The sequence below is a fragment of the Pseudomonas sp. Colony2 genome (assembly GCF_019382755.1).
Classification (GTDB): Bacteria; Pseudomonadota; Gammaproteobacteria; order Pseudomonadales; family Pseudomonadaceae; genus Aquipseudomonas.
Genome location: NZ_CP080030.1, coordinates 7082801 through 7105669, shown reverse-complemented (window position 1 = coordinate 7105669; position 22869 = coordinate 7082801). Strand labels below are relative to the sequence as shown.

At 62.4% G+C, this 22869-nt stretch carries 24 protein-coding genes; 14 read left to right on the top strand and 10 right to left on the bottom strand.

The genetic code is table 11. The features are described from left to right. Positions 1–113: 113 nt before the first annotated feature. The 8 genes from hflK (JV201_RS29295) to cfaB all read left to right on the top strand — a co-directional run bounded on the left by hflK (JV201_RS29295) (position 114) and on the right by cfaB (position 9295). Positions 114–2045 carry a protease modulator HflK gene (gene hflK, locus JV201_RS29295; protein ID WP_134327564.1) on the top strand — a complete coding sequence of 644 codons (1932 nt, stop codon included), beginning with the start codon at positions 114–116 and terminating at the stop codon, positions 2043–2045. 9 nt (positions 2046–2054) lie between these two features. Then, on the top strand, positions 2055–3053 hold the full coding sequence (gene hflC / locus JV201_RS29290; RefSeq protein WP_161635746.1) for a protease modulator HflC: 999 nt from the start codon (positions 2055–2057) through the stop codon (positions 3051–3053). Continuing rightward, positions 3050–4084 (top strand): protease modulator HflK, encoded by a 1035-nt coding sequence (gene hflK, locus JV201_RS29285; protein WP_003213508.1) that lies wholly within the window; start codon positions 3050–3052, stop codon positions 4082–4084. The genes hflC and hflK (JV201_RS29285) overlap by 4 nt, the downstream gene beginning before the upstream one ends. Further along, positions 4081–5976 carry a cation-translocating P-type ATPase gene (locus JV201_RS29280; protein ID WP_177009030.1) on the top strand — a complete coding sequence of 632 codons (1896 nt, stop codon included), beginning with the start codon at positions 4081–4083 and terminating at the stop codon, positions 5974–5976. The genes hflK (JV201_RS29285) and JV201_RS29280 overlap by 4 nt, the downstream gene beginning before the upstream one ends. Positions 5977–6083: 107 nt before the next feature. Next, a complete protein-coding gene (locus tag JV201_RS29275) occupies positions 6084–6335 on the top strand; it encodes a hypothetical protein (RefSeq protein WP_003213503.1) in 252 nt (83 codons plus the stop codon). A gap of 66 nt (positions 6336–6401) precedes the next feature. Further along, positions 6402–7247, top strand: a complete 846-nt coding sequence (locus tag JV201_RS29270; protein ID WP_003213501.1) for a DUF692 domain-containing protein — start codon at positions 6402–6404, stop codon at positions 7245–7247. After that, complete coding sequence (locus tag JV201_RS29265) at positions 7238–8023, top strand: DNA-binding domain-containing protein (protein ID WP_177009032.1); 786 nt, start codon at positions 7238–7240, stop codon at positions 8021–8023. Before JV201_RS29270 ends, JV201_RS29265 begins: the two co-directional genes overlap by 10 nt. An 87-nt stretch (positions 8024–8110) precedes the next feature. Next, positions 8111–9295 carry a C17 cyclopropane fatty acid synthase CfaB gene (cfaB, locus tag JV201_RS29260; RefSeq protein ID WP_003213498.1) on the top strand — a complete coding sequence of 395 codons (1185 nt, stop codon included), beginning with the start codon at positions 8111–8113 and terminating at the stop codon, positions 9293–9295. Between the two features lie 145 nt (positions 9296–9440). Here the strand turns inward: cfaB and cls are convergent, their stop codons facing one another. Then, a complete protein-coding gene (gene cls / locus JV201_RS29255) occupies positions 9441–10880 on the bottom strand; it encodes a cardiolipin synthase (RefSeq protein WP_134327562.1) in 1440 nt (479 codons plus the stop codon). A gap of 130 nt (positions 10881–11010) precedes the next feature. Between cls and JV201_RS29250 the strand changes: the two genes are divergently transcribed. Further along, positions 11011–11532 (top strand): DUF3617 domain-containing protein, encoded by a 522-nt coding sequence (locus JV201_RS29250; RefSeq protein ID WP_003213494.1) that lies wholly within the window; start codon positions 11011–11013, stop codon positions 11530–11532. 142 nt (positions 11533–11674) lie between these two features. Here the strand turns inward: JV201_RS29250 and JV201_RS29245 are convergent, their stop codons facing one another. The 7 genes from JV201_RS29245 to folE2 are packed head-to-tail and all read right to left on the bottom strand — an operon-like array spanning position 11675 to position 17317. Then, positions 11675–13012, bottom strand: a complete 1338-nt coding sequence (locus tag JV201_RS29245) for a dihydroorotase (protein WP_219406332.1) — start codon at positions 13010–13012, stop codon at positions 11675–11677. 2 nt (positions 13013–13014) lie between these two features. Further along, complete coding sequence (locus JV201_RS29240; RefSeq protein ID WP_003213490.1) at positions 13015–13575, bottom strand: DapH/DapD/GlmU-related protein; 561 nt, start codon at positions 13573–13575, stop codon at positions 13015–13017. Beyond that, positions 13572–13997, bottom strand: a complete 426-nt coding sequence (gene hisI / locus JV201_RS29235) for a phosphoribosyl-AMP cyclohydrolase (RefSeq protein WP_008439510.1) — start codon at positions 13995–13997, stop codon at positions 13572–13574. Before hisI ends, JV201_RS29240 begins: the two co-directional genes overlap by 4 nt. Further along, a complete protein-coding gene (locus tag JV201_RS29230) occupies positions 13994–14878 on the bottom strand; it encodes a metal ABC transporter substrate-binding protein (RefSeq protein WP_102604031.1) in 885 nt (294 codons plus the stop codon). Before JV201_RS29230 ends, hisI begins: the two co-directional genes overlap by 4 nt. An 11-nt stretch (positions 14879–14889) precedes the next feature. Continuing rightward, positions 14890–15756, bottom strand: a complete 867-nt coding sequence (locus JV201_RS29225; RefSeq protein ID WP_003213483.1) for a metal ABC transporter permease — start codon at positions 15754–15756, stop codon at positions 14890–14892. Then, on the bottom strand, positions 15756–16424 hold the full coding sequence (locus JV201_RS29220; RefSeq protein ID WP_177048288.1) for a metal ABC transporter ATP-binding protein: 669 nt from the start codon (positions 16422–16424) through the stop codon (positions 15756–15758). The genes JV201_RS29225 and JV201_RS29220 overlap by 1 nt, the downstream gene beginning before the upstream one ends. Beyond that, the gene (gene folE2, locus JV201_RS29215; RefSeq protein WP_219406331.1) at positions 16421–17317 is read right to left on the bottom strand and encodes a GTP cyclohydrolase FolE2; all 897 of its coding nucleotides are present in this window, start codon (positions 17315–17317) and stop codon (positions 16421–16423) included. Before folE2 ends, JV201_RS29220 begins: the two co-directional genes overlap by 4 nt. Before the next feature lie 128 nt (positions 17318–17445). Between folE2 and JV201_RS29210 the strand changes: the two genes are divergently transcribed. Further along, complete coding sequence (locus tag JV201_RS29210) at positions 17446–18669, top strand: N-acetylmuramoyl-L-alanine amidase (RefSeq protein ID WP_003213478.1); 1224 nt, start codon at positions 17446–17448, stop codon at positions 18667–18669. Here the strand turns inward: JV201_RS29210 and JV201_RS29205 are convergent. Next, positions 18666–19034, bottom strand: coding sequence for a hypothetical protein (locus JV201_RS29205; protein WP_003213476.1), 369 nt, complete (start codon positions 19032–19034; stop codon positions 18666–18668). The genes JV201_RS29210 and JV201_RS29205 overlap by 4 nt on opposite strands. A gap of 127 nt (positions 19035–19161) precedes the next feature. Between JV201_RS29205 and dksA the strand changes: the two genes are divergently transcribed. Genes dksA through JV201_RS29185 form a run of 4 tightly spaced genes read left to right on the top strand, consistent with a single transcriptional unit; the run spans position 19162 to position 22451 of the window. After that, entirely contained in the window at positions 19162–19566 is a 405-nt protein-coding gene (gene dksA, locus JV201_RS29200; RefSeq protein ID WP_003213474.1) for an RNA polymerase-binding protein DksA, read from the top strand. A 27-nt stretch (positions 19567–19593) separates the two neighbouring features. Then, the gene (zigA, locus tag JV201_RS29195; protein WP_177020318.1) at positions 19594–20799 is read left to right on the top strand and encodes a zinc metallochaperone GTPase ZigA; all 1206 of its coding nucleotides are present in this window, start codon (positions 19594–19596) and stop codon (positions 20797–20799) included. Next, a complete protein-coding gene (locus tag JV201_RS29190; RefSeq protein ID WP_008439501.1) occupies positions 20799–21443 on the top strand; it encodes a DUF1826 domain-containing protein in 645 nt (214 codons plus the stop codon). The genes zigA and JV201_RS29190 overlap by 1 nt, the downstream gene beginning before the upstream one ends. Before the next feature lie 45 nt (positions 21444–21488). After that, positions 21489–22451: a GTP-binding protein gene (locus tag JV201_RS29185; protein WP_219406330.1), complete on the top strand. Its 963-nt coding sequence runs from the start codon at positions 21489–21491 to the stop codon at positions 22449–22451. Here JV201_RS29185 and JV201_RS29180 read toward each other — a convergent pair. After that, positions 22445–22843 carry a DUF3301 domain-containing protein gene (locus JV201_RS29180; protein ID WP_003213466.1) on the bottom strand — a complete coding sequence of 133 codons (399 nt, stop codon included), beginning with the start codon at positions 22841–22843 and terminating at the stop codon, positions 22445–22447. The genes JV201_RS29185 and JV201_RS29180 overlap by 7 nt on opposite strands. Between the last annotated feature and the right edge of the window lie 26 nt (positions 22844–22869).

Here is a 22869-nt window from a genome sequence, read left to right as displayed (position 1 = left end):
ACCAGTGATGGCTCGTGTTTCTGGGGCTTTCGTCACTATCTGTGTGAAACCAAACAAAAATTTCACGCCCCGCGTTATAGGGTAACCAATTGTTTCTGGGTGGGCGTTTGGGGATGCGAGTGGATCTAGATGCTGATGACGTGGCCATTGAAGGGCTGCCGCGTTTTCAGCAGGGGTTGTTTCATGCCCGCCGGTTAAGGCAGGCCGGCATTGGCCTGACGGTGCTGGCGGTCGGCGGTTGGATGCTGGCGCTGTTTGTGGCGCTGTTCGCCCCGCTGTCGATCTGGCCGGTGGTGCTGATCAACTGCGCCTCGGCGTTGCTGGTGCTGGTGGCTGGCTTGCAATCGGCGTGGTGGGTCGCGGATTGGCGAGCCATGGCGCTGGAGGAGCCGGCTGCACGGCTGATCGAACCGCCGCTGCCACAAGAAGAACCTGGCTGGCTAAACCGGCAGTTCGGTCGCGTCGGTAACGGCTTGCTGGTGCAGATTGGCGCACCGGTGTTCTGGCTGTGCGGCTGGTCGTTGCTGGCATTCTTCAGCGTTCTGGAATTCTGGAGCTTGACCTTGCCCGCCGCGGCGCTGGGCCAGGCTGCCAGTGTGGGCGCCGCCATTGCCTTGGCACTGGCGTTCGGCTTGCTGGTGTTTGAACGGCGCATGGCCCAGGAAAGCACCGCCCAATGGCCGGAAGCGGTGCAACTGGCGCAACTGAGCCGGGTGGCGATTATCTGCCTGGTGATCAGTGCGATTTGTCTGCTGTTTGCCGGTGAAGAGTCCGTGTGGCCTCTGCGCCTGGCCGTGTTGATCGGCCTGTTGCCGGCCCTGGTGGCGCTGGAGTTTCTACTAAGAGGCCTGCTGTCGCTGTTCAGCCCGCGCCAGGGGCGGCTTGAACCGCGCCTGATGGCGCAAAGTTTTATCGCCGGGATGCTGCGCTGGCCGCCGCAACCGTTGCTCGCCTTGCAGCACGAACTGCACAACCGTTTCGGCATCGACCTGCGGCAGATCTGGGCCTTCACCTACATGCGCCGGGCATTCCTGCCAGTGCTGGTGGTGGTGCTGGCCGTAGGCTGGTTGCTGACCGGCGTGCATGAAGTCGCCCTGCAAAGCCGTGGGATTTATGAACGCTTTGGCAAGCCGGTGGAGGTCTTCGGGCCTGGCCTGCATGCCGGTTTGCCGTGGCCGCTGGGCCGCGTGCTGAACGTGGAGAACGGCGTGGTCCATGAGCTGGCCACCAGCGTTGGCGAAGCGGCAAACACCGACGTCGCTCCGGCCGAGGGCCCGGCGCCGCTGATCGCCAACCGCCTGTGGGACGCCAGCCATGTGAATGACAAATCCCAGGTGATCGCCAGCAGCAGCGGCGACAAGCAGAGCTTCCAGATCGTCAATATGGACGTGCGCTTTGTGTACCGCATCGGCTTGACCGACCAGGCCGCACTCGCCGCCACCTATAACAGCGCCGATGTGCCCACGCTGATCCGCAGCACCGCCAGCCGCATCCTCGTCCACGAGTTTGCCTCGCGAACCCTTGATGAATTGCTGGGTGAGGAACGCAACAGCCTCGCCGATGAAATTGGCCAGGCGGTGCAAGCGGACCTGAAGAAACTCGACAGCGGCGTGGAAATTCTCGCCACCGTGGTGGAAGCCATTCACCCGCCCTCCGGTGCGGCGAATGCCTACCACGCGGTGCAAGCTGCGCAGATCGGCGCCCAGGCGCTGATTTCCCGAGAGCGCGGCGCTGCCAGTGAGCAGACCAACCAGGCGTTGCTGCAAGCCAGTACCGCCCGTGACCAGGCCCAGGCCACGGCCCATGAAGTCAGCGCCGGCGCCCAAGCGGCGGACCTGCGCTTCAGCGCCGAACAAAAGGCCTATCAACAAGCCGGCCAGGCGTTCGTGCTGGAGCAGTACCTGAGCCAACTGAGCCAGGGCCTGGCTCACGCCAAGTTACTCATTCTTGATCATCGCCTGGGCGCCAGTGGCGCACCGACCATCGATCTGCGTTCCTTTACCTTACCGGCCGACCCTGCGGTGCCGCGTAAAGCCGTTCAATAAGGAGTTCATCTGTTGAGCGCTCATTCTCACGATCACGCAGGCCATGGTCACCACCACGGCCACCATCATCACCATCATGGCGATGAGCACGAAGCCGGCCCGTTCCCCTGGCGGCGTATGGGCTGGGCGGTGTTGCTGGTGCTGTTCGCGGTCGCCGCGGCGAGCCTGGTGCAGGTGCGTTCCGGTGAAGCCACGGTGATTACTCGCTTCGGCAACCCGTCGCGGGTATTGCTGGAGCCGGGCCTGGGATGGCGCTGGCCGGCGCCGTTCGAGGCGGCGATTCCGGTGGACCTGCGCCTGCGCACCACCTCCAGCGGTTTGCAGGATGTGGGCACCCGCGATGGCCTGCGGATCATCGTGCAGGCCTACGTGGCCTGGCAGGTGCAGGGCGACCCCGACAATGTGCAGCGCTTTATGCGCGCGGTGCAGAACCAGCCGGATGAAGCGGCGCGGCAGATTCGCACCTTTGTCGGCTCGGCGCTGGAAACCACTGCCGCCAGTTTCGACCTGGCCAACCTGGTGAACACCGATGCCAGCCAGGTGCGCATTGCCGATTTTGAAGCGCAGCTGCGCCAGCAGATTGATCAACAATTGCTCACCACCTATGGCGTGCGTGTGGTGCAGGTGGGCGTTGAACGGCTGACCTTGCCGTCGGTGACCCTGGCCGCCACCGTCGACCGCATGCGCGCCGAGCGCGAGACCATCGCCACGGAACGCACCGCCGTGGGCAAGCGTGAAGCGGCGCAGATTCGTTCGGCCGCCGAGCGTGATGCGCGGATCGTCCAGGCCGACGCCACGGTGAAAGCCGCCGACATCGAAGCGCAATCCCGGGTCGAAGCCGCGCAGATTTATGGCCGTGCCTACGCCGGCAATCCGCAGCTGTATAACCTGCTGCGTTCCCTTGACACCCTTGGCACAGTGGTCACGCCGGGCACCAAGATCATCCTGCGCACCGACGCCGCGCCTTTCCGCGCGCTGGTGGATGGGCCGAAGGATGTCCAGCCATGAGTGAGCGGGAAAGCCTCGACAGCCCGTGGATCCAGGCTGGACGGCTGACGTTCCTGGCGCTGTATGCGGTGACGGTATTGGCCGCGCTGGCGTGGGCGTTTTCCAACGTGCGCCAGATCGACCCGCAGAACCGTGCCGTGGTGTTGCACTTCGGCGCGCTGGACCGGATCCAGAATGCCGGGCTGCTGCTGGCCTGGCCGCGTCCGTTTGAACAAGTGGTGCTGTTGCCCGCCGCGGACCGGGTGATCGAGCGCCGGGTGGAAAACCTGCTGCGTTCCGATGCGGCCACCCAAGCCGATCGCGTGGCCAGTTTTGCCACGCCGCTGAGCGATGCCCTGGCCGGCTCCGGCTACCTGCTGACCGGCGATGCCGGCGTGGTGCAACTGGATGTGCGGGTCTTCTACAAGGTCACCGAACCCTATGCGTTTGTTTTGCAGGGCGATCACGTGCTGCCGGCGCTGGATCGACTGGTCACTCGCAGCGCTGTGGTGCTGACTGCGGCGCGGGATCTGGACACGATTCTGGTGGCGCGCCCCGAGTTGATCGGCGCCGACAACCAGGCCGCCGAACGCCGCGAACGGCTGCGTGGCGACCTGGTGCGCGGCATCAATCAACGCCTGGCTGACCTGGCGTCCACCGGCCTTGGCCTGGGCATCGAAGTCACCCGGGTCGACGTGCAATCGAGCTTGCCGGGCCCGGCGGTCAATGCCTTCAACGCAGTGCTGACCGCCAGCCAGCAAGCCGACAAGGCGGTGGCCAATGCGCGCACCGACGCCGAAAAACTTACCCAGACCGCCAACCAGGACGCCGACCGCGCCGTGCAAGTGGCTCACGCCCAGGCCAGCGAACGGCTGTCCAACGCCCAGGCGCAAACCGCTACCGTCGCCAGCCTGGCCCAGGTCCAAGACCCAGGCCTGTTGCTGCGCCTGTACCGCGAACGCCTGCCGAAGATTCTCGGGCAGGCCGGCTCCGTGACCACGGTTGACCCTAAAGACGATTCCCGCCTGATCATTCAGGGAGCCGAACAATGACCGCCCACGCCGCCCCGATGCTCTCGTCGGCCGAACAACGCAGCGCCGCCCGGCAACTGACCCTGGCGATGCTCGCCCTGGGCCTGCTCAGCCTGGGCCTGGTATGGCGCTGGCTGGCGCCGGACCAGACCGGCGTGAGCCAACTGCTGTTGGGCGTCGCCTCATTGCTGGTGGCCGTGCCCGTGATGCGCTCGGCCTGGTACAGCCTGCGGTATCCAAGTTTGCATGGCATCACCGACCAACTCATTGCGCTGGCGATGCTCGGCGCCTGGGCTACCGGTGACCTGCTGACCGCCGCGCTGCTGCCGATCATCATGATCTTCGGCCATGTGCTGGAAGAGCGCAGCGTCATCGGCTCCCAGGAAGCGATTCATGCCCTGGGCAAGCTGACCCGTAGCCACGCACGGTTGGTGCAGGCGGACGGGACGATCCTGGAAGTGGACAACGGCATCCTGAAGACCGGCGATATCGTCGAAGTGCGTGCCGGTGACCGCGTGCCCGCCGACGGCGTGGTGCTGTCGGGCCAGGCCAGCCTGGACACCGCGCCGATTACCGGTGAATCGGTGCCGCTGGAAGCGAGTATCGGCGTGCAGGTGTTTGGTGGCGCGATCAACCTCGACGGTTTGCTGCGCCTGGAAGTGACCCGCACCGGCAATGAGTCGACGCTGGGCAAAGTCATCGCCCTGATGCAGAGCGCCGAACGTTCGAAGCCGCCGATCACCCGATTGCTGGAGCGCTACGCCGGCAGCTACATGGTGCTGGTGCTGTTGCTGGCGGCGGTCACCTGGTTTGTCACCAATGACGCCCAGGCGATGCTCGCGGTGCTGGTGGCGGCGTGCCCGTGTGCTTTGGTGTTGTCGGCGCCGGCCACGGCGATTGCGGGCATTGCGGTGGCGGCGCGTCACGGCATTCTGATTCGCAGCTCGGCGTTTCTCGAAGAGCTGGCGGACCTGACGTCCCTGGTGGTCGACAAGACCGGCACCCTGACGTTTGGCACCCTGCGTTTGCAGTCCATCGACACCCGCGAGCCGGATCGGCAAGTGCTGCTCAACCTGGCGGCCAGCCTCGGCTCGGCCAGCAGCCACCCGGTCAGCCGGGCATTGGCGGGGCTGGCGACTCAGGAACAAATGCTGGTGCTGTCGGATATTCGCGAGCGCCAGGGCCTCGGTGTGGTCGCGCAGACCGGGCAGGGCGAAGCCGCCCTCGGCCGGCCGGAATTGTTTGAGCAACTGGGCATCACGACCACGGCGGTCCCCAATCACGACGGCCCGATTGCCGGGCTTGCGTTGAACGGGCAGTTCCTTGCCTGGCTGTTGCTGGCGGACAGCGTGAAACCTGAAGCGCGCCAGGCGATGAAAGAGCTGCGTGAATTGGGCCTGGGGCGCCAACTGCTACTGACCGGCGACCGCCAGAGCGTGGCCGACAGCCTGGCGTTGGAAGTGGGCATCAGCGACGTCGAAGCCCAGGCTTTGCCGGAGGACAAACTCAATCGCGTGCTGGGGGAAATCGGCAGCGGTTTCCGGCCGATGGTGGTGGGCGACGGGATCAACGATTCGTTGGCGCTCAAGGCGGGTGTGGTCGGTGTGGCGATGGGCGCGGGCGGGGCGGATATCGCGCTGGCATCGGCGGACGTGGTGCTGATCGGCAGCGACCTGCGGCGGCTGGGCACCTGTGTGCGCTTGAGTCGCCAGTGCCGGCACACGTTGCAGGTCAACGTGATCATCGGTCTGGGCTGGACGCTGGCGATCGTGGTGTTCGCCGCATTTGGCTGGCTGGGCGCGGCGGGCGCGATGATTGCGGCGGTGCTGCACAACCTCAGTACGCTGCTGGTGCTGGGGAATGCGGGGCGCTTGTTGCGGTTCCAGGAGCCGTTATTGAAACTCGAGGAATAAATTTTTCAGTCGTGCTGTAACGCCATGGGGGTACCTCACTCTAGTGCTATGTCGAGACTGAACAATCCGTTCAGACCGGCTCCACTACCGATCATGAGGAATACACAATGAACATCAAATCCGCTGCTGCTGGTGCCGCCCTCGCTATCGCCGCTGCTGGCATGTTTGCCGGTGTTGCCACTCAGGTACAGGCAGCAGACGCCCAGGTCCATTGCTATGGCGTCAACGCCTGCAAAGGCCAGAACGACTGCAAAACCAAAGACCACGCCTGCAAAGGCATGGGTTCTTGCAAAGGCCAGGGCTTCCTGTCGATGAGCAAGGCGATGTGCGATCAGAAAGGCGGCAAAGTCGGCGAATAACCGACAACCGAGTGCAACCGCAGCGGGCCCCCCTCCGCTGCGGACACTTTCCCCAGGAGTGTTTTTATGTCCGCTTCCCTTCCGAGTCTGGGTTACGGCCTGGGTTTACGCAGCGAGTACTACCAGCAGATCCTTGAACAATCGCCGGCCGTGGATTGGTTCGAAGTGATCTCCGAGAATTATCTGGTGCAGGGCGGCAAGGCTTTGTACTACCTGGATGCGATAGCCGAGCGTTATCCCCTGGTGATGCACGGTGTGTCCCTTTCAATCGGCGGGCCCCATGCCCTCGATACCGATTACCTGAAACAACTCAAGCAGCTCTCCGAGCGCATCCGGCCGGCGTGGATTTCCGATCACCTGTGCTGGAGCCGTGGCAACGCGCACCAGTTGCATGACTTGCTGCCGCTGCCCTACACCGAAGAAAGCCTGTACCACGTCGCCGCTCGCGTGCGGCAGGTGCAGGATGTGTTGCAGCGCCCGTTCGTGCTGGAAAACGTCTCCAGCTACGTGCGCTCCAAGGCGGATGAGTTTACCGAGTGGGAATTTCTCAACGCCCTGACCCATCTCACCGGCTGCCAGTTGCTGCTGGACGTGAATAACGTCTACGTCAGCTCGCGCAATCACGGGTTCGACGCCTGGGAATTTATCCGCAACCTGCCGCCCGAAAGCATCCGCCAACTGCACCTGGCCGGGCATATGGATTACGGCGACTACGTGATCGACACCCATGACCATCCGGTATGCGATCCGGTGTGGGCGCTGTATCAGCGGACCCTGGAGCACCTCGGGCCAGTCTCGACCTTGCTCGAACGCGATGACCATTTCCCGCCTTTCCAGGAGCTGCTCGACGAGTTGAACAAGGCCCGCGAACTGGGCGCGAGCGCGCTGGACAGGAGAGCGTTATGCGCCTGATCGATTGGCAATTGGCCTTTGAGCGGCATTTGCTGGCCGAGTCTTCCACTGCCAGCAACAGCTTCAGCGCCACCTTGATCGGCGGTCCGACCCTGGATGTCGAGACGGGCCTGGCGATTTACCACAACGCTTATCACGCCCGATTGCAGGAGGTGCTGCGCGATGACTTCAGCGCCGTCTGGTATTGGCTGGGGGACGAGGAGTTTGCAGCGTTGGGTTCGGCCTATACCCGCCGTTATCCCTCGGCCCATTACAGCTTGCGCTGGTTTGGCGAGCGGTTCCCCGGGTTTATCGTTGAGCATTATGGCGAGCAAGGTTTGGCGCCTGCCGAGCTGGCGCGGCTCGAATGGGCATTCACCCTGGCCTTTGATGCACCGCAGGGCGAGCCGTTGACCCTGCAAGACATGGCAACGCTGCCGCCCGAAGACTGGCCAGGGCTGCAGGTGCAGTTGGTGCCGTCGGTGCAGCAGGTGCTGTGTGATTTCAACAGCCTGGGCATCTGGCGTGCGAGCAAGGGCGAGTGGGACTTTCCCGGCAGCGAAGCCCTGCCGTTGGCGCAGGTGTGCCTGGTCTGGCGCCATCAGAATGTCTGCCAATACCGCAGCGTTGAACCGGCGCAAGCCAGCGCGCTGACAGGCATGGTCGCCAACGGTTGGAGTTTTTCCGAACTGTGTGCCGAGTTGGCAGTCACTTACCAGGAGGGCGCGCCATTGCAAGCGGTTACCTGGCTGAAACAGTGGGTCCAGGAGGGTTTGCTCCAGCGGCGGGCACCATAGAAAGGCGCTATTGTTTCGATAGCCTGCTAATTTTTCCGTGGATGGTCTACCCTCATTTCAGACGTCTGAAACAAGGGGGGACTACTCATGCTCGCGCAACTTCCACCGGCCTTACAGAATCTCAAGCTACCGCTGCGTCTTCGACTCTGGGACGGCCATGAATTCAACCTGGGCCCGGATCCCAGCGTCACCATTGTGGTCAAGGACCCCATGATGGTTTCAACGCTCAGCCATCCGACGCTGGACTCACTGGGCGAAGCTTTCGTCGAGGGCAAACTGGAGCTGGAAGGCTCCATTTCCGAAGTGATCAGGGTCGTTGACGAGTTGAGTCATGCCCTGGTTGATGACGACGAGGGGAGTCGTCCGGTGCGCTCGATCCACGACAAGGCCACCGACGCAGCGGCTATTTCCTACCATTACGACCTGTCCAACGAGTTCTACCAGCTGTGGCTGGACCGCGACATGGCCTATTCCTGCGGGTATTTCGAAACCGGCAGCGAATCCCTTGATCAAGCCCAACAAGACAAATTCCGCCACCTGTGCCGCAAATTGCGGCTGCAGCCGGGGGAGTACTTGCTCGACGTGGGCTGCGGTTGGGGTGGGCTAGCGCGGTATGCCGCGCGGGAATTCGGGGTCAAGGTGTTCGGTATCACCCTGAGCAAGGAACAGCTGGCGCTGGCCCAGGAGCGGGTGAAGGCCGAAGGCCTGGAAGACCAGGTAGAGCTGACGCTGCTCGACTACCGCGACTTGCCTCAGGATGGCCGGTTCGACAAGGTGGTGAGCGTGGGGATGTTTGAACACGTTGGCCACGCCAACCTGGCGGAGTACTGCAAGATTCTCTACGGCGCGGTGCGTGAGGGCGGCCTGGTGATGAACCACGGGATTACCGCCAAGCACATTGATGGCCGGCCCGTGGGCCGTGGCGCGGGGGATTTTATCGAGCGTTATGTGTTCCCCAACGGCGAGTTGCCGCATCTGTCGATGATGACCGCCGAGATCAGCGACGTGGGCCTGGAAGTCGTCGACGTCGAAAGCTTGCGCCTGCATTACGCGCGCACGCTGGATCACTGGAGCGAGCGCCTCGAAGACAACCTGGAAGCGGCGGGCAAGATGGTGCCGGAGCAAGCCTTGCGCATCTGGCGCCTGTACCTGGCCGGCTGTGCGTATGCGTTTGCCCGGGGCTGGATCAACCTGCATCAGATTCTGGCGGTGAAACCCCATGCCGATGGTAGCCATGAGCTGCCTTGGACGCGGGATGACCTGTACCAGTAAGCAATGGTACCGGTGATCTGAATGTGGGAGCGGGCTTGTGTGGGAGCGGGCTTGCTCGCGAAGGCGTTGGATCAGAAACACATTCAGTGACTGACACTCCGCTTTCGCGAGCAAGCCCGCTCCCACATTGGGTTCGGTGCAAGCCTTACAAGATTGGAGAAATCAGCCGCGCGATCCGCATGCCCAATTGTTGCAGGCGGTGGGTCTGGCGGTTTTCTTCCTGGCTGATTTCATGGGCCAGGGCGAAGTCTTCCAGCAGCATGTGCTCCACCTGGCTGGCGAAGGTGTCATCTACCGTCAGCAACATCACTTCGAAATTCAGCCGGAACGAGCGGTTATCCAGGTTCGCACTGCCGATGGCGCTGATTTCACGGTCGACCAACACCACTTTCTGATGCAGGAATCCTGGCGTATAGCGGAATACCCGCACCCCGGCGCGCACGGCTTCGATCGCATACAGGCTGGAAGCGGCGTAGACGATGCGGTGATCCGGCCGTGACGGCAGCAGCAGGCGCACGTCGACACCGCGCAATACCGCCAACCTCAAAGCCGCAAACACCGCCTCATCGGGAATGAAATACGGGCTGGTGATCCATACCCGCTCGGTGGCCGCATGAATGGCCTCGACGAAAAACAGCGAGCAGGTTTCATAAGGGTCCGCCGGGCCGCTGGCCAGCAACTGGCAGAGCACGCCGTCGTCCGGGTAGGTATCCGGCAGCAGCAGCGGCGGCAACTCCCGCGCGGCCCAGAACCAGTCCTCGGCAAACGACTCCTGCAAGCACGCCACCACTGGGCCGCTGACTTGCACATGGGTGTCACGCCATGGCGCCAGCGGCGGTTTCTTGCCCAGGTACTCATCGCCGACGTTATGCCCACCGACGAACCCGGTAATGCCATCCACCACCACGATCTTGCGGTGGTTGCGGAAGTTGACCTGGAAGCGGTTGAGCCAGCCACTGCGGGTGGCGAAGGCCTTGACCTGCACTCCGGCGTCCCGCAGTGACTGCACATAACGATGGGGCAGGGCATGGCTGCCGATACGGTCGTACAGCACGAAAATGGCTACGCCTTCGGCGGCTTTTTCCTTGAGCAAGGTGTGCAGTTGGCGGCCAAGTTCGTCGTCATGAATGATGAAGAACTGGAACAGCACGGCGGTCTTTGCCGAGCGAATCGCCTCGAAAATCGCGCTGAACGTAGCCTCGCCATTGATCAGCAAACGCACCTGATTATTCGCCAGGCACGGCATGCGCCCCAGCTTGGGCATGGCCCGCAGCGAAGCGTAGGCCTGGGAGTTGCGCGCGGCCAATGCCTCTTCAACCCATGGGCGCCAGTTCAGCTCGGTGATCGCCTTGTGCATTTCCTGGTTGGCCTGGCGCCGCGCCTGAATGTAGGCGTCGAAAGTGCTCCGGCCAAAGATCAGGTAGGGAATCAGCGTCAGGTAGGGGATGAACATCAGCGACAATGCCCAGGCAATCGAGCCTTGGGCGGTCCTGACGGTCAGCACCGCATGGATGGCGGCGAGGGTGCCCAGAAAATGCAGGGTGGCAATGAAATAGGCGAGCAGGTGCGGGCCAAAGAAATCCATGGACAACGGTACTCCTGACGAACAAGTGCCTAACAGACCATGTTCGGCCACGAATGTCGCTATTTTATTTGCTGTGCAACACTGGCGCTTTTGCGGCGTCTAACGCCGACAATTGCCCAGGAGTTACCCGATGAATGCTCGTCTGCTTGGTTTGGCCATGGTTGTTGGTTTGACGCTGCCTGTGGCGGCGCAAGCGCAGATGTTGGCGCCGGGCTTGTGGGAGTTGACCACCAGCAACATGAAGGTCGATAACCAGGACCTGCCGGACTTGTCGCTGATCCTCGGTCAGCTCAAGCAACAGATGACCCCGGAACAACGCGCGATGCTTGAGAAGCAAGGCATCACCATGGCCGGCAAAGGCGTGCAGGTGTGCCTGACTCCGGCCCAGGTGGCGTCCGATTCCATCCCGCTGACCGATCCGCAATCGGGCTGCAAGCAGGAAGTGACGGACAAGACCGGCAACCAATGGAAATTCCGCTTCAGTTGCCCGAAAGCCCAGGGCACTGGCGTGGCGACGTTCCAGAGCCAGCAGGAATTCACCACTACGGTTAACGGTACCTTCAACGCCACCGGCGTACAGCAGAAGGGCAGCCTGGACACCCATGCGCAGTGGTTGGGCAGCAACTGCGGCACGGTCAAACCCCGCGCTTAACCTAAGACATACCCCGATCAAAATGTGGGAGCGGGCTTGCTCGCGAATGCGGTGAATCAGTCACAGGTGTATTGGCTGACCCACCGCATTCGCGAGCAAGCCCGCTCCCACATTTGATTGGATTGCCAGGTACAGAGTCTCTTCAACGCTGGAAATGCAGCGGCAGCCCCTGGCAACTGTCGTGCACGCGCCCGTCGTGCCAGGCCAGGTGGCCGGACACAAGCGTGGTGCTGACGCTGTGCCGGAAGCTGCGCCCGGCAAAGGGCGTCCAGCCGCAGCGGGCCAGGATCGGCTGGCTGCTGACGGGTTTGCCGTGAGGCTCGGGTTGGATCAGCACCAGGTCGGCCCAATAGCCTTCGCGCAGGTAGCCACGGTCGGGGATCGCAAACAGGTCCGCGACCCGATGGCTGGTTTTCGCCACCAGCGTGGTCAGCGGCAGCAGTCCGTCGGCGACCAACTCCAGCAGCGCCGGCAGGGCGTGTTGCACCAGCGGCAAGCCTGACGGCGCCTCGCGATACGGCAGTTGTTTTTGCGCCCAGGTGTGCGGCGCATGGTCACTGCCAATTACATCCAGACGATCACTCAACAATGCCAGGCGCAAGGCGTTGCGGTCGGCGCGTGTCTTGATCGCCGGGTTGCATTTGATCTGGTGGCCGAGGCGGGCGTAGTCGCGGTCATCGAACAAGAGGTGATGCAGGCAGACTTCCGCCGTGATGTGTTTTTGCGCCAGGGGTTTGTCTTCGAACAGCACCAACTCCCGTGCGCTGGTGATGTGCAGCACATGCAGGCGCGTGCCGTGCCGCTTGGCCAGTTCCACCGCCAGGGACGAGGAGCGATAGCAGGCCTCGGCATCGCGGATCAGCGGGTGCGCCACGGCAAGAATGTGCTCACCGAAACGCTCGCGCATCCTTTGCTCGCGGGCCAGGATGCTGGGGGTGTGCTCGCAGTGGGCCAGGAGAATGGTCGGCACCTCGGCGAACAGACGCTCGAGGATCTTCGGATCATCCACCAGCATATTGCCGGTAGACGCACCCATGAACACTTTGACCCCGGCGACTTCCCGCGGGTCCAGCGCGGCGACGGTGTCGAGGTTGTCGTTGCTCACTCCGAAGTGAAAGCCATAGTTGGCCACCGAATGCAGCGCCGCGCGGCGCTTCTTGTCGGCCAGGGCATCCAGGTTCAGGGTCGCCGGGTTGGTGTTGGGCATGTCCATGAAACTGGTGATTCCACCCGCCACCGCCGCGCGGGACTCGCTGTAGAAGCTGCCTTTGTCCGGCGCGCCGGGTTCTCGGAAATGCACCTGGTCGTCGATCATTCCCGGCAGCAGCCACTGGCCTTGGGCGTCGATTTCCACGGTGGCGTTGGCGTTGTCGATGCTGCCGGCGATCTTCTCGATACGGCCATTGGCGACCAGCAGGTCAGCCTCGAATTCCTCGCCTTCGTTCACCAGGCGGGCGTTGCGGATAAGCAGGCGGCTCATGGTCAGAACTCGTTTTGCAGGGCTTTGTAACCCAGTACCAGGTCGACGTTGGTGCGCGCCACGTCTTCGGAAAACTCCGAAGCGCTGACACTCACCGGCGGGAACTGGGACAGGTCGGTGTTGGGGCCGATGCGGGTGGTGGAGGGCACGTAGAACGCGTCGGGCAAATCGCGGCCGTCGACTACAGAGTTGTGCCGCACCACGCAGCCATCGCCGACGACGCAATTGAACAGCACGCTGTTGAAGCCGATGAACACCCGGTCACCAACGGTGCAGGGCCCGTGGACGATGGAGCGGTGGGCGATGGAGGTGAACTCGCCGATGGTTACGGCGGCGCCGGATTTGGAGTGGATCACCACGCCGTCCTGGATATTCGAATTGGCCCCAATGGTGATCGGGTCCATGTCACCGTTGGCGTCGACTTCGTCGGCGCGGATCACCGCGTAAGGGCCGACAAATACGTTTTCGCCGATGACCACCTTGCCGCAGATGATTGCGGTTTTGTCGACGTAGGCCGATTCGGCAATCACGGGCAGATCGCCGGAAGGGTTCTTGCGGATCATGGGTCAGGTTCCTTGAGAGGCGCGGTGATGATGTTGACGTGATGGCCGTCGATGGCGTTGTAGAAACAGGTGGGCCGGCCGGTGTGGCAGGCCGGGCCTTGCTGGTCGACGATCAGCAATACCGCGTCGCCGTCGCAATCCAGGCGGGCCTCCACCAGCAGTTGCCAGTGGCCGGAGGTTTCGCCCTTGCGCCACAGTTGCTGGCGCGAGCGGGACCAGTAGCAGACGTGCCCGGTGGCCAGGGTTTCGTCGAGGGCCTGGCGGTTCATCCAGGCCAGCATCAACACTTCGCCGCTGCCGTGTTGCTGGGCGATGGCGGCGATCAGGCCATCGCTGTTCCACGGCAGGGCGTCGAGCACGCTATCGAGTGGAAAGCGGCTGCCGATGGCAGCCTCTTCCAGGTCAAGCATGCTCAGGCTCATGGCTTGCTCAGGGCCGCGCACAGGGTGTTGAGGTTGTATTCGAACAGGCCGGTAAAGGTGCTGGCCGGACCTTCTGCAGCCAGGGCGTCCGAATACAGCGTGCCGCCGATCTGCGCGCCGCTCTCGTCAGCGATCTGCTGGAGCAGACGCGAGTCCTTGATGTTTTCCATGAACACGGCCTTGACCTTGTCCTTGCGGATCTGGGTGATCAGCGTGGCGACTTCGGCGGCCGACGGTTCACGTTCGGTGGACAGGCCTTGAGGCGACAGGAACTCGATACCGTAGGCCTGGCCCAGGTAGCCGAAGGCGTCATGAGAGGTGACGATGCGACGGTTACCCGGTGGCAGCGCGCCAAACTTGGCCTTGGCTTCAGCCAGCAGTCGGTAGATTTCTTTCAGGTACACCTGGCTGTTGTGCTCGTAGTCGGCCTTGTTGGCCGGGTCGGCAGCGATCAGCGCCTTGGTGATGTTGTTCACGTAGATAACGGTGTTGGCCAGGTTGTGCCAGGCGTGCGGGTCGGGGATGGTTTCGCCGTCCTCTTCCATAGTGTGGGAGAGCACGCCTTTGCTCGCAGTGACCACAGTGGCCTTGGTCTCGGTGCTGGTGATCAGGCGATCCAGCCACGGCTCGAAGCCCAGGCCGTTCTTGATGATCACCTTGGCCTTGAGCAGGGCCTTGGCATCGTCCGGTGTTGGTTCGTAGGTGTGGGCGTCGGCGTCGGGGCCGACCATGTTGCTGATCTGGATATGATCGCCACCGACCTGGTGGGTCATGTCGTCAAGAATACTGAAGCTGGTAACCACCTGAAGCTTGTCGGCAGCCTGGGCCGTCGCGAACGACAGCGGCAGCAACACACTGAACAGCACGAGTAGAGCGCGCATCGGGAAACACCTCATTGGGATGTAAGCAAAGGCGGGCGGCGCAGCAAGCCGTGCACCGGACCGAAGACCACGGACAGCAGGTACCAGCCGCCAGCCACCAGCACAATTGCCGGGCCGCTGGGCAGCGAGTAGTAGAACGACAGCAACAAGCCAAGCCATACCGACAGGCATCCCAGCACCGCTGATATGGCGATCAACACCGGCAGGCGCCGGCTCCAGAAACGTGAAGCAATCGCCGGCAACATCATCAGGCCGACGACCATCAACGCGCCGATGGCCTGGAAACCGATCACCAGGTTCAGCACCACCAGGGTCAGGAACAGGCCGTGGGCCAGCGGGCCGAGGCGGCTGACGGTTTGCAGGAACAGCGGGTCGAGGGTGTCCAGCAGCAGCGGTTTGTAGATCACCACCATGGCGATCAGGCTGAAGCCCGAGACCCAGAGCATGCCGGTGAGGGTCGGGCCGTCTACCGCCAGGGCCGAGCCGAACAGCAGGTGCAGCAGGTCCAGGCGTTTGCCGGCGAGGCCAAGGATCAGCACGCCGCTGGCCAGGGAGATCGGGTAGATGGCGGCGAGGCTGGCGTCTTCCTTCAGCCCGGTGCGACGGGTAATCCAGGCGGCGAGGCCGGCCATGCTCAGGCCGGCGCCCAGGCCGCCGATGGTCAGCGCGGGCAAACTCAGTCCGGCAAACCAGAAGCCCAGTGCGGCGCCGGGCAGGATGCCGTGGGACACCGCGTCACCGATCAGGCTCATGCGGCGCAGGATCAGGAACACCCCGAGCGGCGCCGTGCTGCATGCCAATACCAGACCGCCGACGAGCGCGCGGCGCATGAAAACGAAATCGAGAAACGGCATCCACAGGTGGGCGGCGAAGTGCATCAGGCCACCTGCATTTGCGGCTGCGGGCGGATCAGTTCTTTGCTGGAGCCGAACACGCAGCCACTGCTTTTGATCTGCACCACTTGCTGGGTGTGTTGGCGTACGGAGCCGAGGTCATGGCACACCACGACCACCGTGCGGCCTGCGTCGTGCCAGGCGTGGATGTGTTTCCAGCACAGCGCCTGGCCGTCTTCGTCGAGGGCGGCGTGGGGTTCGTCCAGGAGCAGTATCGGCGACTCGGCCAAACTCATGCGTGCGAGCAGGGCGCGTTGCAGTTCGCCGCCCGACAAGGCCATCAACGGCCGATGCTCCAGGCCACTGAGGCACCAGTCTTCGAGCACGGCGCTCAGGCGTTCGGTACGTTGTTGCGGGGTTTGCTTGCTGCCCCAAAAACCGGCGGCCACCAATTCTTCGAGGCTGATAGGAAACTGGCGATCGAGGTTCTGTTGCTGGGGCAAAAACGACAGGCCACCTCGGCGTGGAACATCGATCGTCACTTTCCCCGCCAGTGGCTTCTGCAATCCGGCGATAACTTTCAACAGGCTGCTTTTGCCGGTGCCGTTGGCGCCGATGATGCCGGTAAGGCTGCCTTTTTCCAGGGTGAAATCCACGGCGGGGGTCAGTGGTTGGCCGGGGGCGCCCCAGCGCAAAGCGGTGCAGGTGATCATTCGGAAGGTCTCGTCCAGCGGCTTTCGGCCACGGCATCGTGCGCGTGAAGGCTTTCGGCGTGGATCACTTTCAAGTGGAAGGCATTGACCGCATCCGAGCGTTTCAAGGCGAGGTTCAGGCGGCGGGCGGCGTCTTCGCAGAACATCAGGTTCTGCCCGTTGGCCAGGGCGAAGGCTTGTTCGTCTGCACGCTTTACGGCGGTCTGCACGGCAGTGCCGAGGGCGGCTTCGGTTTCGTCGATCAACTGGGTCAGCGGCAGTGTTGGCTGATCGTCCTGAAGCCGGACCTGCAACAGCGCGCTGCTGCGCTGGCTGTGGGGCGTGGCGACGATGCCGTTTGCGCTGCCGAGCCAGGTCAGTACGTCTTCGTGCTGCAGCGGTGTGCCGGCAAAGTCCTCGATAAATTGCTGCTGAATCAATTGCCTGGCGAGGGCAGCGGAGCAAGGGCAGGTTGAAGAGTAAGTAACGTCAATTTTTAGTTCCACGTGGAACATCTGGTTTTCCAGGCGCGCCTCGATGCTCACCGGGTAGCTTTTCCAGCCGGCCAACGGGCTGACCAGCGCCGGACGTTTCAGCAGCAGACCTGCATGAATTCGCAGGTAGGCATTTGTGGATAAACCTTCATGACTGTCGAGAAAACGTTGCAATACACTGCGCAGCAGTGCTGGCGTAAGTGGTTGCTGTTCAAGCATTTCCAGCGCCAAGTAAAGCCGTGACATATGAATGCCACGGGCCTCGCCGTCGTCCAGGCTGACGCCGGCATCAGCCGTGGCGCTAAGGCTTTGGCCGTCGATCAGAATGGGCAGGGCAATGCCGCACATGCCCACCCAATCGAGCGGCAAGGCTTGGCGTGAAGCCTGCGCGGCGATATCGGGCAGAGTCAGCGCGTTCATGAGCAGGTCCATCGTTGGAAATAAAAAGACATGTTATATTATTACAATTGAAACGACGAAAGTTTTTCTGTTCTGTCTTTTATTCAGTCATGTCGAGTACGGAAGCTCCTTTATTTGCGGTGTAAGTCATGCACAGACGTCAACTCCTCAACCTGCTGCTGGCCAGTGCGGTGTTCACCTTGCCCTTGGGCGTGTCTGCCGCGCAGATCCGCAATGCACGGCTGTGGCGGTCGGATAACAAGCTGCGGCTGGTGCTGGACCTCAGCGGCCCGGTGCAATACAAGACCTTCACCCTGACCGCGCCGGAGCGGTTGATCATCGATTTGAGCGGCGCGAAGCTGACCGGTGATTTCAGCCAACTGGCCCTGACCAACAGCGGCATTACCTCGATTCGCTCGGGGCATTTCGGGCAGGGCGATACGCGGATCGTGCTGGATTTGAAGGCGCCGATGCAGCTCAACAGCTTTCTCCTGCCGCCGCAGGATGGCCAGGGCCACCGCCTCGTGCTGGACCTGACAAGCGCCACTCATGCGCCTATGCAAATCGCTGCGGCACCGGCCGCGTTGGCTGCACCCGTGCCGGCGCCGGTGGACAGGGCTCATCCAAAACGCGACATCATCGTGGTGGTCGACCCTGGGCACGGCGGCAAGGATCCCGGCGCGATTGGCTCAAAGGGCCAGCGCGAAAAAGACGTGGTGCTGTCCATCGCCCAGTTGCTGGCCAAGCGTCTGAAGCGCGAGAAGGGCTTCGATGTGAAGCTGGTGCGCAACGACGACTTCTTCGTGCCGCTGCGTAAACGTGTGGACATCGCCCGTCAGCACAAAGCCGACATGTTTATCTCGGTACACGCCGATGCCGCGCCACGGCTTACGGCGTCCGGCGCCTCTGTCTATGCGCTGTCTGAAGGCGGCGCCACCTCCGCCACCGCACGGTTCATGGCGCAGCGGGAAAACGGCGCCGACCTCTTGGGCGCCACCACCTTGCTCAATCTCAAGGACAAGGACCCGATGCTGGCCGGGGTGATTCTCGACATGTCGATGAACGCCACCATCGCCTCCAGCCTGCAACTGGGCAGCTCGGTACTGGGCAGCCTGCAAAGCATCACCACGCTGCATCAAAAACGCGTGGAACAGGCCGGCTTTGCGGTGCTCAAGTCGCCGGACGTGCCGTCGATCCTGGTGGAAACCGGGTTTATCTCCAACACCCAGGACGCCCAGCGACTGGTCACCGCACGCCATCAACAGGCGGTGGCAGACGGTTTATTTGAAGGGTTGAAGAACTACTTCCAGAAGAACCCGCCGATGAACAGCTACATGGCCTGGGTTCAGGAACAGAAAACCGGCCAGGTCTAACAGCCGGTGATTCGACTACAGGTGAACTTGGCGCTGGCACCACCGGAACTGGAAAACCGGTTGAGGGTGGTCCAGCCCACTCGCCGCGTGTAGCCCACCCACGCCTCACCATCGGAAGCCAACCCGGTAAAGAACGTCAGTTGCCCGTAGCGGCTGCTGGTTTGTGCCCAATAGCGTTTTCCGATCACTTCAAAGCCCCGCAAATACGTAGTGCTGCCTGCCGTCGCGACGCTGTAGGCATTGCCCTGGGCGTCGACGCACGCCAGCAGGTTGGCGCTGCGGGTGCAGTTGGCCAGCAGGCTGGGCACCTGGGCGTTGGCCAGGCTCGCCAGCATCAGCAACACAGCACACAGCAGGTATTTCATAGAGGCTCTCGGGGCGTTATTCGGCTGCCAGCATTGCGCCCTTCGTCGTCACGAGCAAGGGGGATTGGCTTATTTGCATTGTTATACTATAACATTAAAAAACAGCCTGACCCGTGAACCACCTCCGATGACCGAACAAGACCTTCTCGCCCAACCCTGCGCCGACTACATGAATGAAGCCCAGCAAGGTTTCTTCCGCGAGCTGCTGCTGGCCCAGCGCAACGAGCTGCAAGCGCGTATCGACGCTGAATTCATGGTGCTGCGCGAACAGGAGCCCAACAGCGATCCCGCCGATGTCGGCAGCGCCGAAGAACAGCGCCAATGGCAACTGCGCCTGCTGGAGCGCGAAAAAAAGCTGTTGGACAAGATCGACGAAGCCCTGGAACGCCTGGCCCGCGGTGAATACGGCTGGTGCCGTGAAACCTGCGAACCCATCGGCCTCAAGCGCCTGCTGCTGCGCCCCACGGCCACCCTGTGTATCGAAGCCAAAGAACGTGAAGAGCTGCGCGAACGCCATCAACGGGCGATTTGACCGGCCAACCCTGATGAGGAATACCTGATGCCCAATCGTCTCCCCGTTACTGTGCTGTCCGGATTCCTCGGCGCCGGCAAAAGCACGCTGCTCAACTACGTCCTGCGCAACCGCGAAAACCTGCGGGTGGCGGTGATCGTCAACGACATGAGCGAAATCAACATCGATGGCAGTGAGGTCCAGCGCGACGTCACCCTCAATCGCTCCGAAGAAAAACTGGTGGAGATGAGCAACGGCTGCATCTGCTGCACCTTGCGCGAAGACTTGCTGGAAGAAGTCGGAAAGCTCGCCAAGGAAGGTCGGTTCGATTACCTGTTGATCGAGTCCACTGGGATCTCCGAGCCGTTGCCGGTGGCCGAAACCTTCACGTTTCGCGACGAAGACGGCCAGAGCCTGGCGGACATTGCCCGGCTCGACACCATGGTTACCGTGGTCGACGGCATGAACTTCCTGCTCGACTACCAGGCTGCCGAAAGCCTGGCGTCCCGGGGCGAAACCCTCGGTGAAGAGGACGAGCGCTCGATCACCGACCTGCTGATCGAGCAGATCGAATTTGCGGATGTGATCCTCATCAGCAAGATCGACCTGATCAGCAGCAGTGAGCGCGAGGAGTTGATGGCGATCCTGGAGCGCTTGAACTCCCAGGCTGAAATCATCCCGATGGTCATGGGCGAAGTGCCGTTGGCGAAGATCCTCAACACCGGCCGTTTCGACTTCGAGCGTGCTTCCCAGGCGCCGGGCTGGTTGCAGGAACTGCGTGGCGAACACCTGCCGGAAACCGAAGAGTACGGCATCGCCTCCACCGCCTATCGCGCCCGCCGCCCGTTCCACCCGCAGCGGTTTTTCGACTTTATCGACCGGCCTTGGGTGAATGGAAAACTGCTGCGCTCCAAGGGCTTTTTCTGGCTGGCCAGCAAACACCAGGACGCCGGTAGCTGGTCCCAGGCTGGCGGCCTGATGCGCCATGGGTTTGCCGGGCGCTGGTGGCGTTTCGTGCCGAAAACCCAGTGGCCCCAGGACGAGGAAGGCATCGCCGCAATCATGAAAAACTGGCAACTGAGCACCGGCGATTGCCGGCAGGAGCTGGTGTTTATCGGCCAGAACATCGACTTCGCCCAGATGACCGCCGAGCTGGACGCTTGTTTGCTGACCGACGATGAAATGGCCACGGGTGTCGAAGGCTGGCGCTTGTTGGCCGATCCCTTTGGCCCTTGGTTCGAAGAGGCTGCCTGATGCTGGCACCGACCCTGAAACTGCGCCCGGTGGTACGCCAGACCCACGGCGAAACCCCGGCCGTGCTCACCGATATCCTTGAGGACGGCGTGAACCTAGCGGTGTGGCAGCGTCAGTTGCCCCTGCACATCGCCGAGTTCGGCGCATTACTGGTGGCACTCAATGAGCCATTGGCCGAGTCGCTGGTGGTTGAACTGAACAGCGAAGACGCCGAGCCAAACCTGCAGGAATTTGCATCAGGTTGCCGTGATCTTGAAGGCTACGAAGGCTTTATCGCCGATGTGTCGTGGCTGGTCAGCGCTTTTGCCTGTTTGCTGGGAGCCAAGCGTATCGGCGTGCGTTTGCGGCTATTGGACAAGGCCATGTGCCCGCGTTTTCATGTGGATCATGTGCCGGTGCGGCTGATCACGACCTACGCCGGCATCGGCAGCCAGTGGTTGCGCGAGGGGGTTATGGAGCGGCGACACCTGAGCCAGGCGAGTGCTGAGCCGGAAGAACGCATTGAGCAAATCCACTGCGGCGAAGTGGCGTTGCTCAAGGGCGAAAAATGGCACGGCAACGAAGGCTTTGGCCTGATCCACCGCTCGCCGCCGCTGCAAGCGGATCAACGACGGTTGATTCTGACGCTGGATTGGTTGGCGTAACCGGGTAGGATCGAACCTCTCTACACGGTCTGAATGATGTCCACCATGCTGCAGAACATTCCCACCCACGTGATTGCCGGGCCCCTGGGCGCCGGCAAGACCAGCCTGATCAAGCACCTGCTGGCCCAGCGCCCGGCCAACGAGCGTTGGGCGGTGTTGATCAATGAGTTCGGGCAGATTGGCCTGGATGCCGCGTTGCTCACCCGTGATGACGACGGGATTGCCCTCGGTGAAGTGGCGGGTGGCTGCCTGTGTTGCGTCAACGGGGCGCCGTTTCAGGTAGGACTGGGGCGTTTGTTGCGTAAGGCCAGGCCCGACCGGCTGTTTATCGAGCCGTCCGGGCTTGGGCACCCGGCTCAATTGCTCAAGCAGCTGCGGGAAGCACCCTGGCAGCAGGTACTGGCGGTGCAGCCGTGCGTACTCGTACTGGACGCCCAGACGTTGGCGGCGGGTAAACCTTTACCCAATGCCCAACGGGAGGCATTAGCCAGCGCCGGGCTGTTGGTATTGAACAAGAATGAAGCCTTAAGTGATGCGCAGCGCCTGTTGATTCAAGGACAACTGCCCGACCGGCCGATCTATTGGACGCAGCAGGCGCAACTGCCCTTGGCCCGGTTACCGGGTGTGAATGCTCAAGCGGCAGCGGCTGTGGATAACTTCGAGTTGCCCAAAGGCCTGGGGCAAATGCCGGCCATCTGGACGGATCCGGCATCGCCGATCTGCCTCAGCCAGGGCCAGGAGGATGGCTGGAGCATTGGCTGGCGCTGGCATCCGAGTCAGCGATTCGACGCGCGGCGCATTCAGCTATGGCTGGAATCGTTGGACTGGCGACGGGCAAAACTGGTTATCCACAGCCTGGATGGCTGGGTATCGGCCAACGCTGTGGATAACGCCGCGTTGGCGTGGCAGCCCAGCGAATGGCGGCGGGATTCGCGTATCGAATTGATCTTCAGCGAAGTGCAGGACGTTGCGCAGTTACAGGGTGGGTTAACCGCTTGCCGTCAGTGACGGGTCTTGCTGTTGCCATGCTCCTGGCGCCACTGGCTTAGCTCAATGATCTCGGCGCTGGGCAATGGCGTCTTGATCTCGAACGGGTAGGGCGCCAACTCGATTTGCGCGCTGTGGGCGCCGAATTGGGTGATGGTCCCCGGGTGCCGCGTTTCGCCGGTCACGGTGAATTCGAAGTTGTAGATCCGTGCCAGGCGCCGCCGCCCGCTGGCATCTTTCACAAAACCGATGCGCTTCAACGCCACGGCGCCATCGAGCAGCTCGATGTCGAGCTTGGCGCAGTGCTGCTTGACCCGTTCCAGCGCCCGCTCGCGCAGGCCGTGGTTGTGCCACAGCCAGGCGGCACCGGTCGCCAGCAGCATCAGCACGAAGATATTTCCGAGGGTCAGCATTCGATGAACTCCAACAAAGTAGGGCC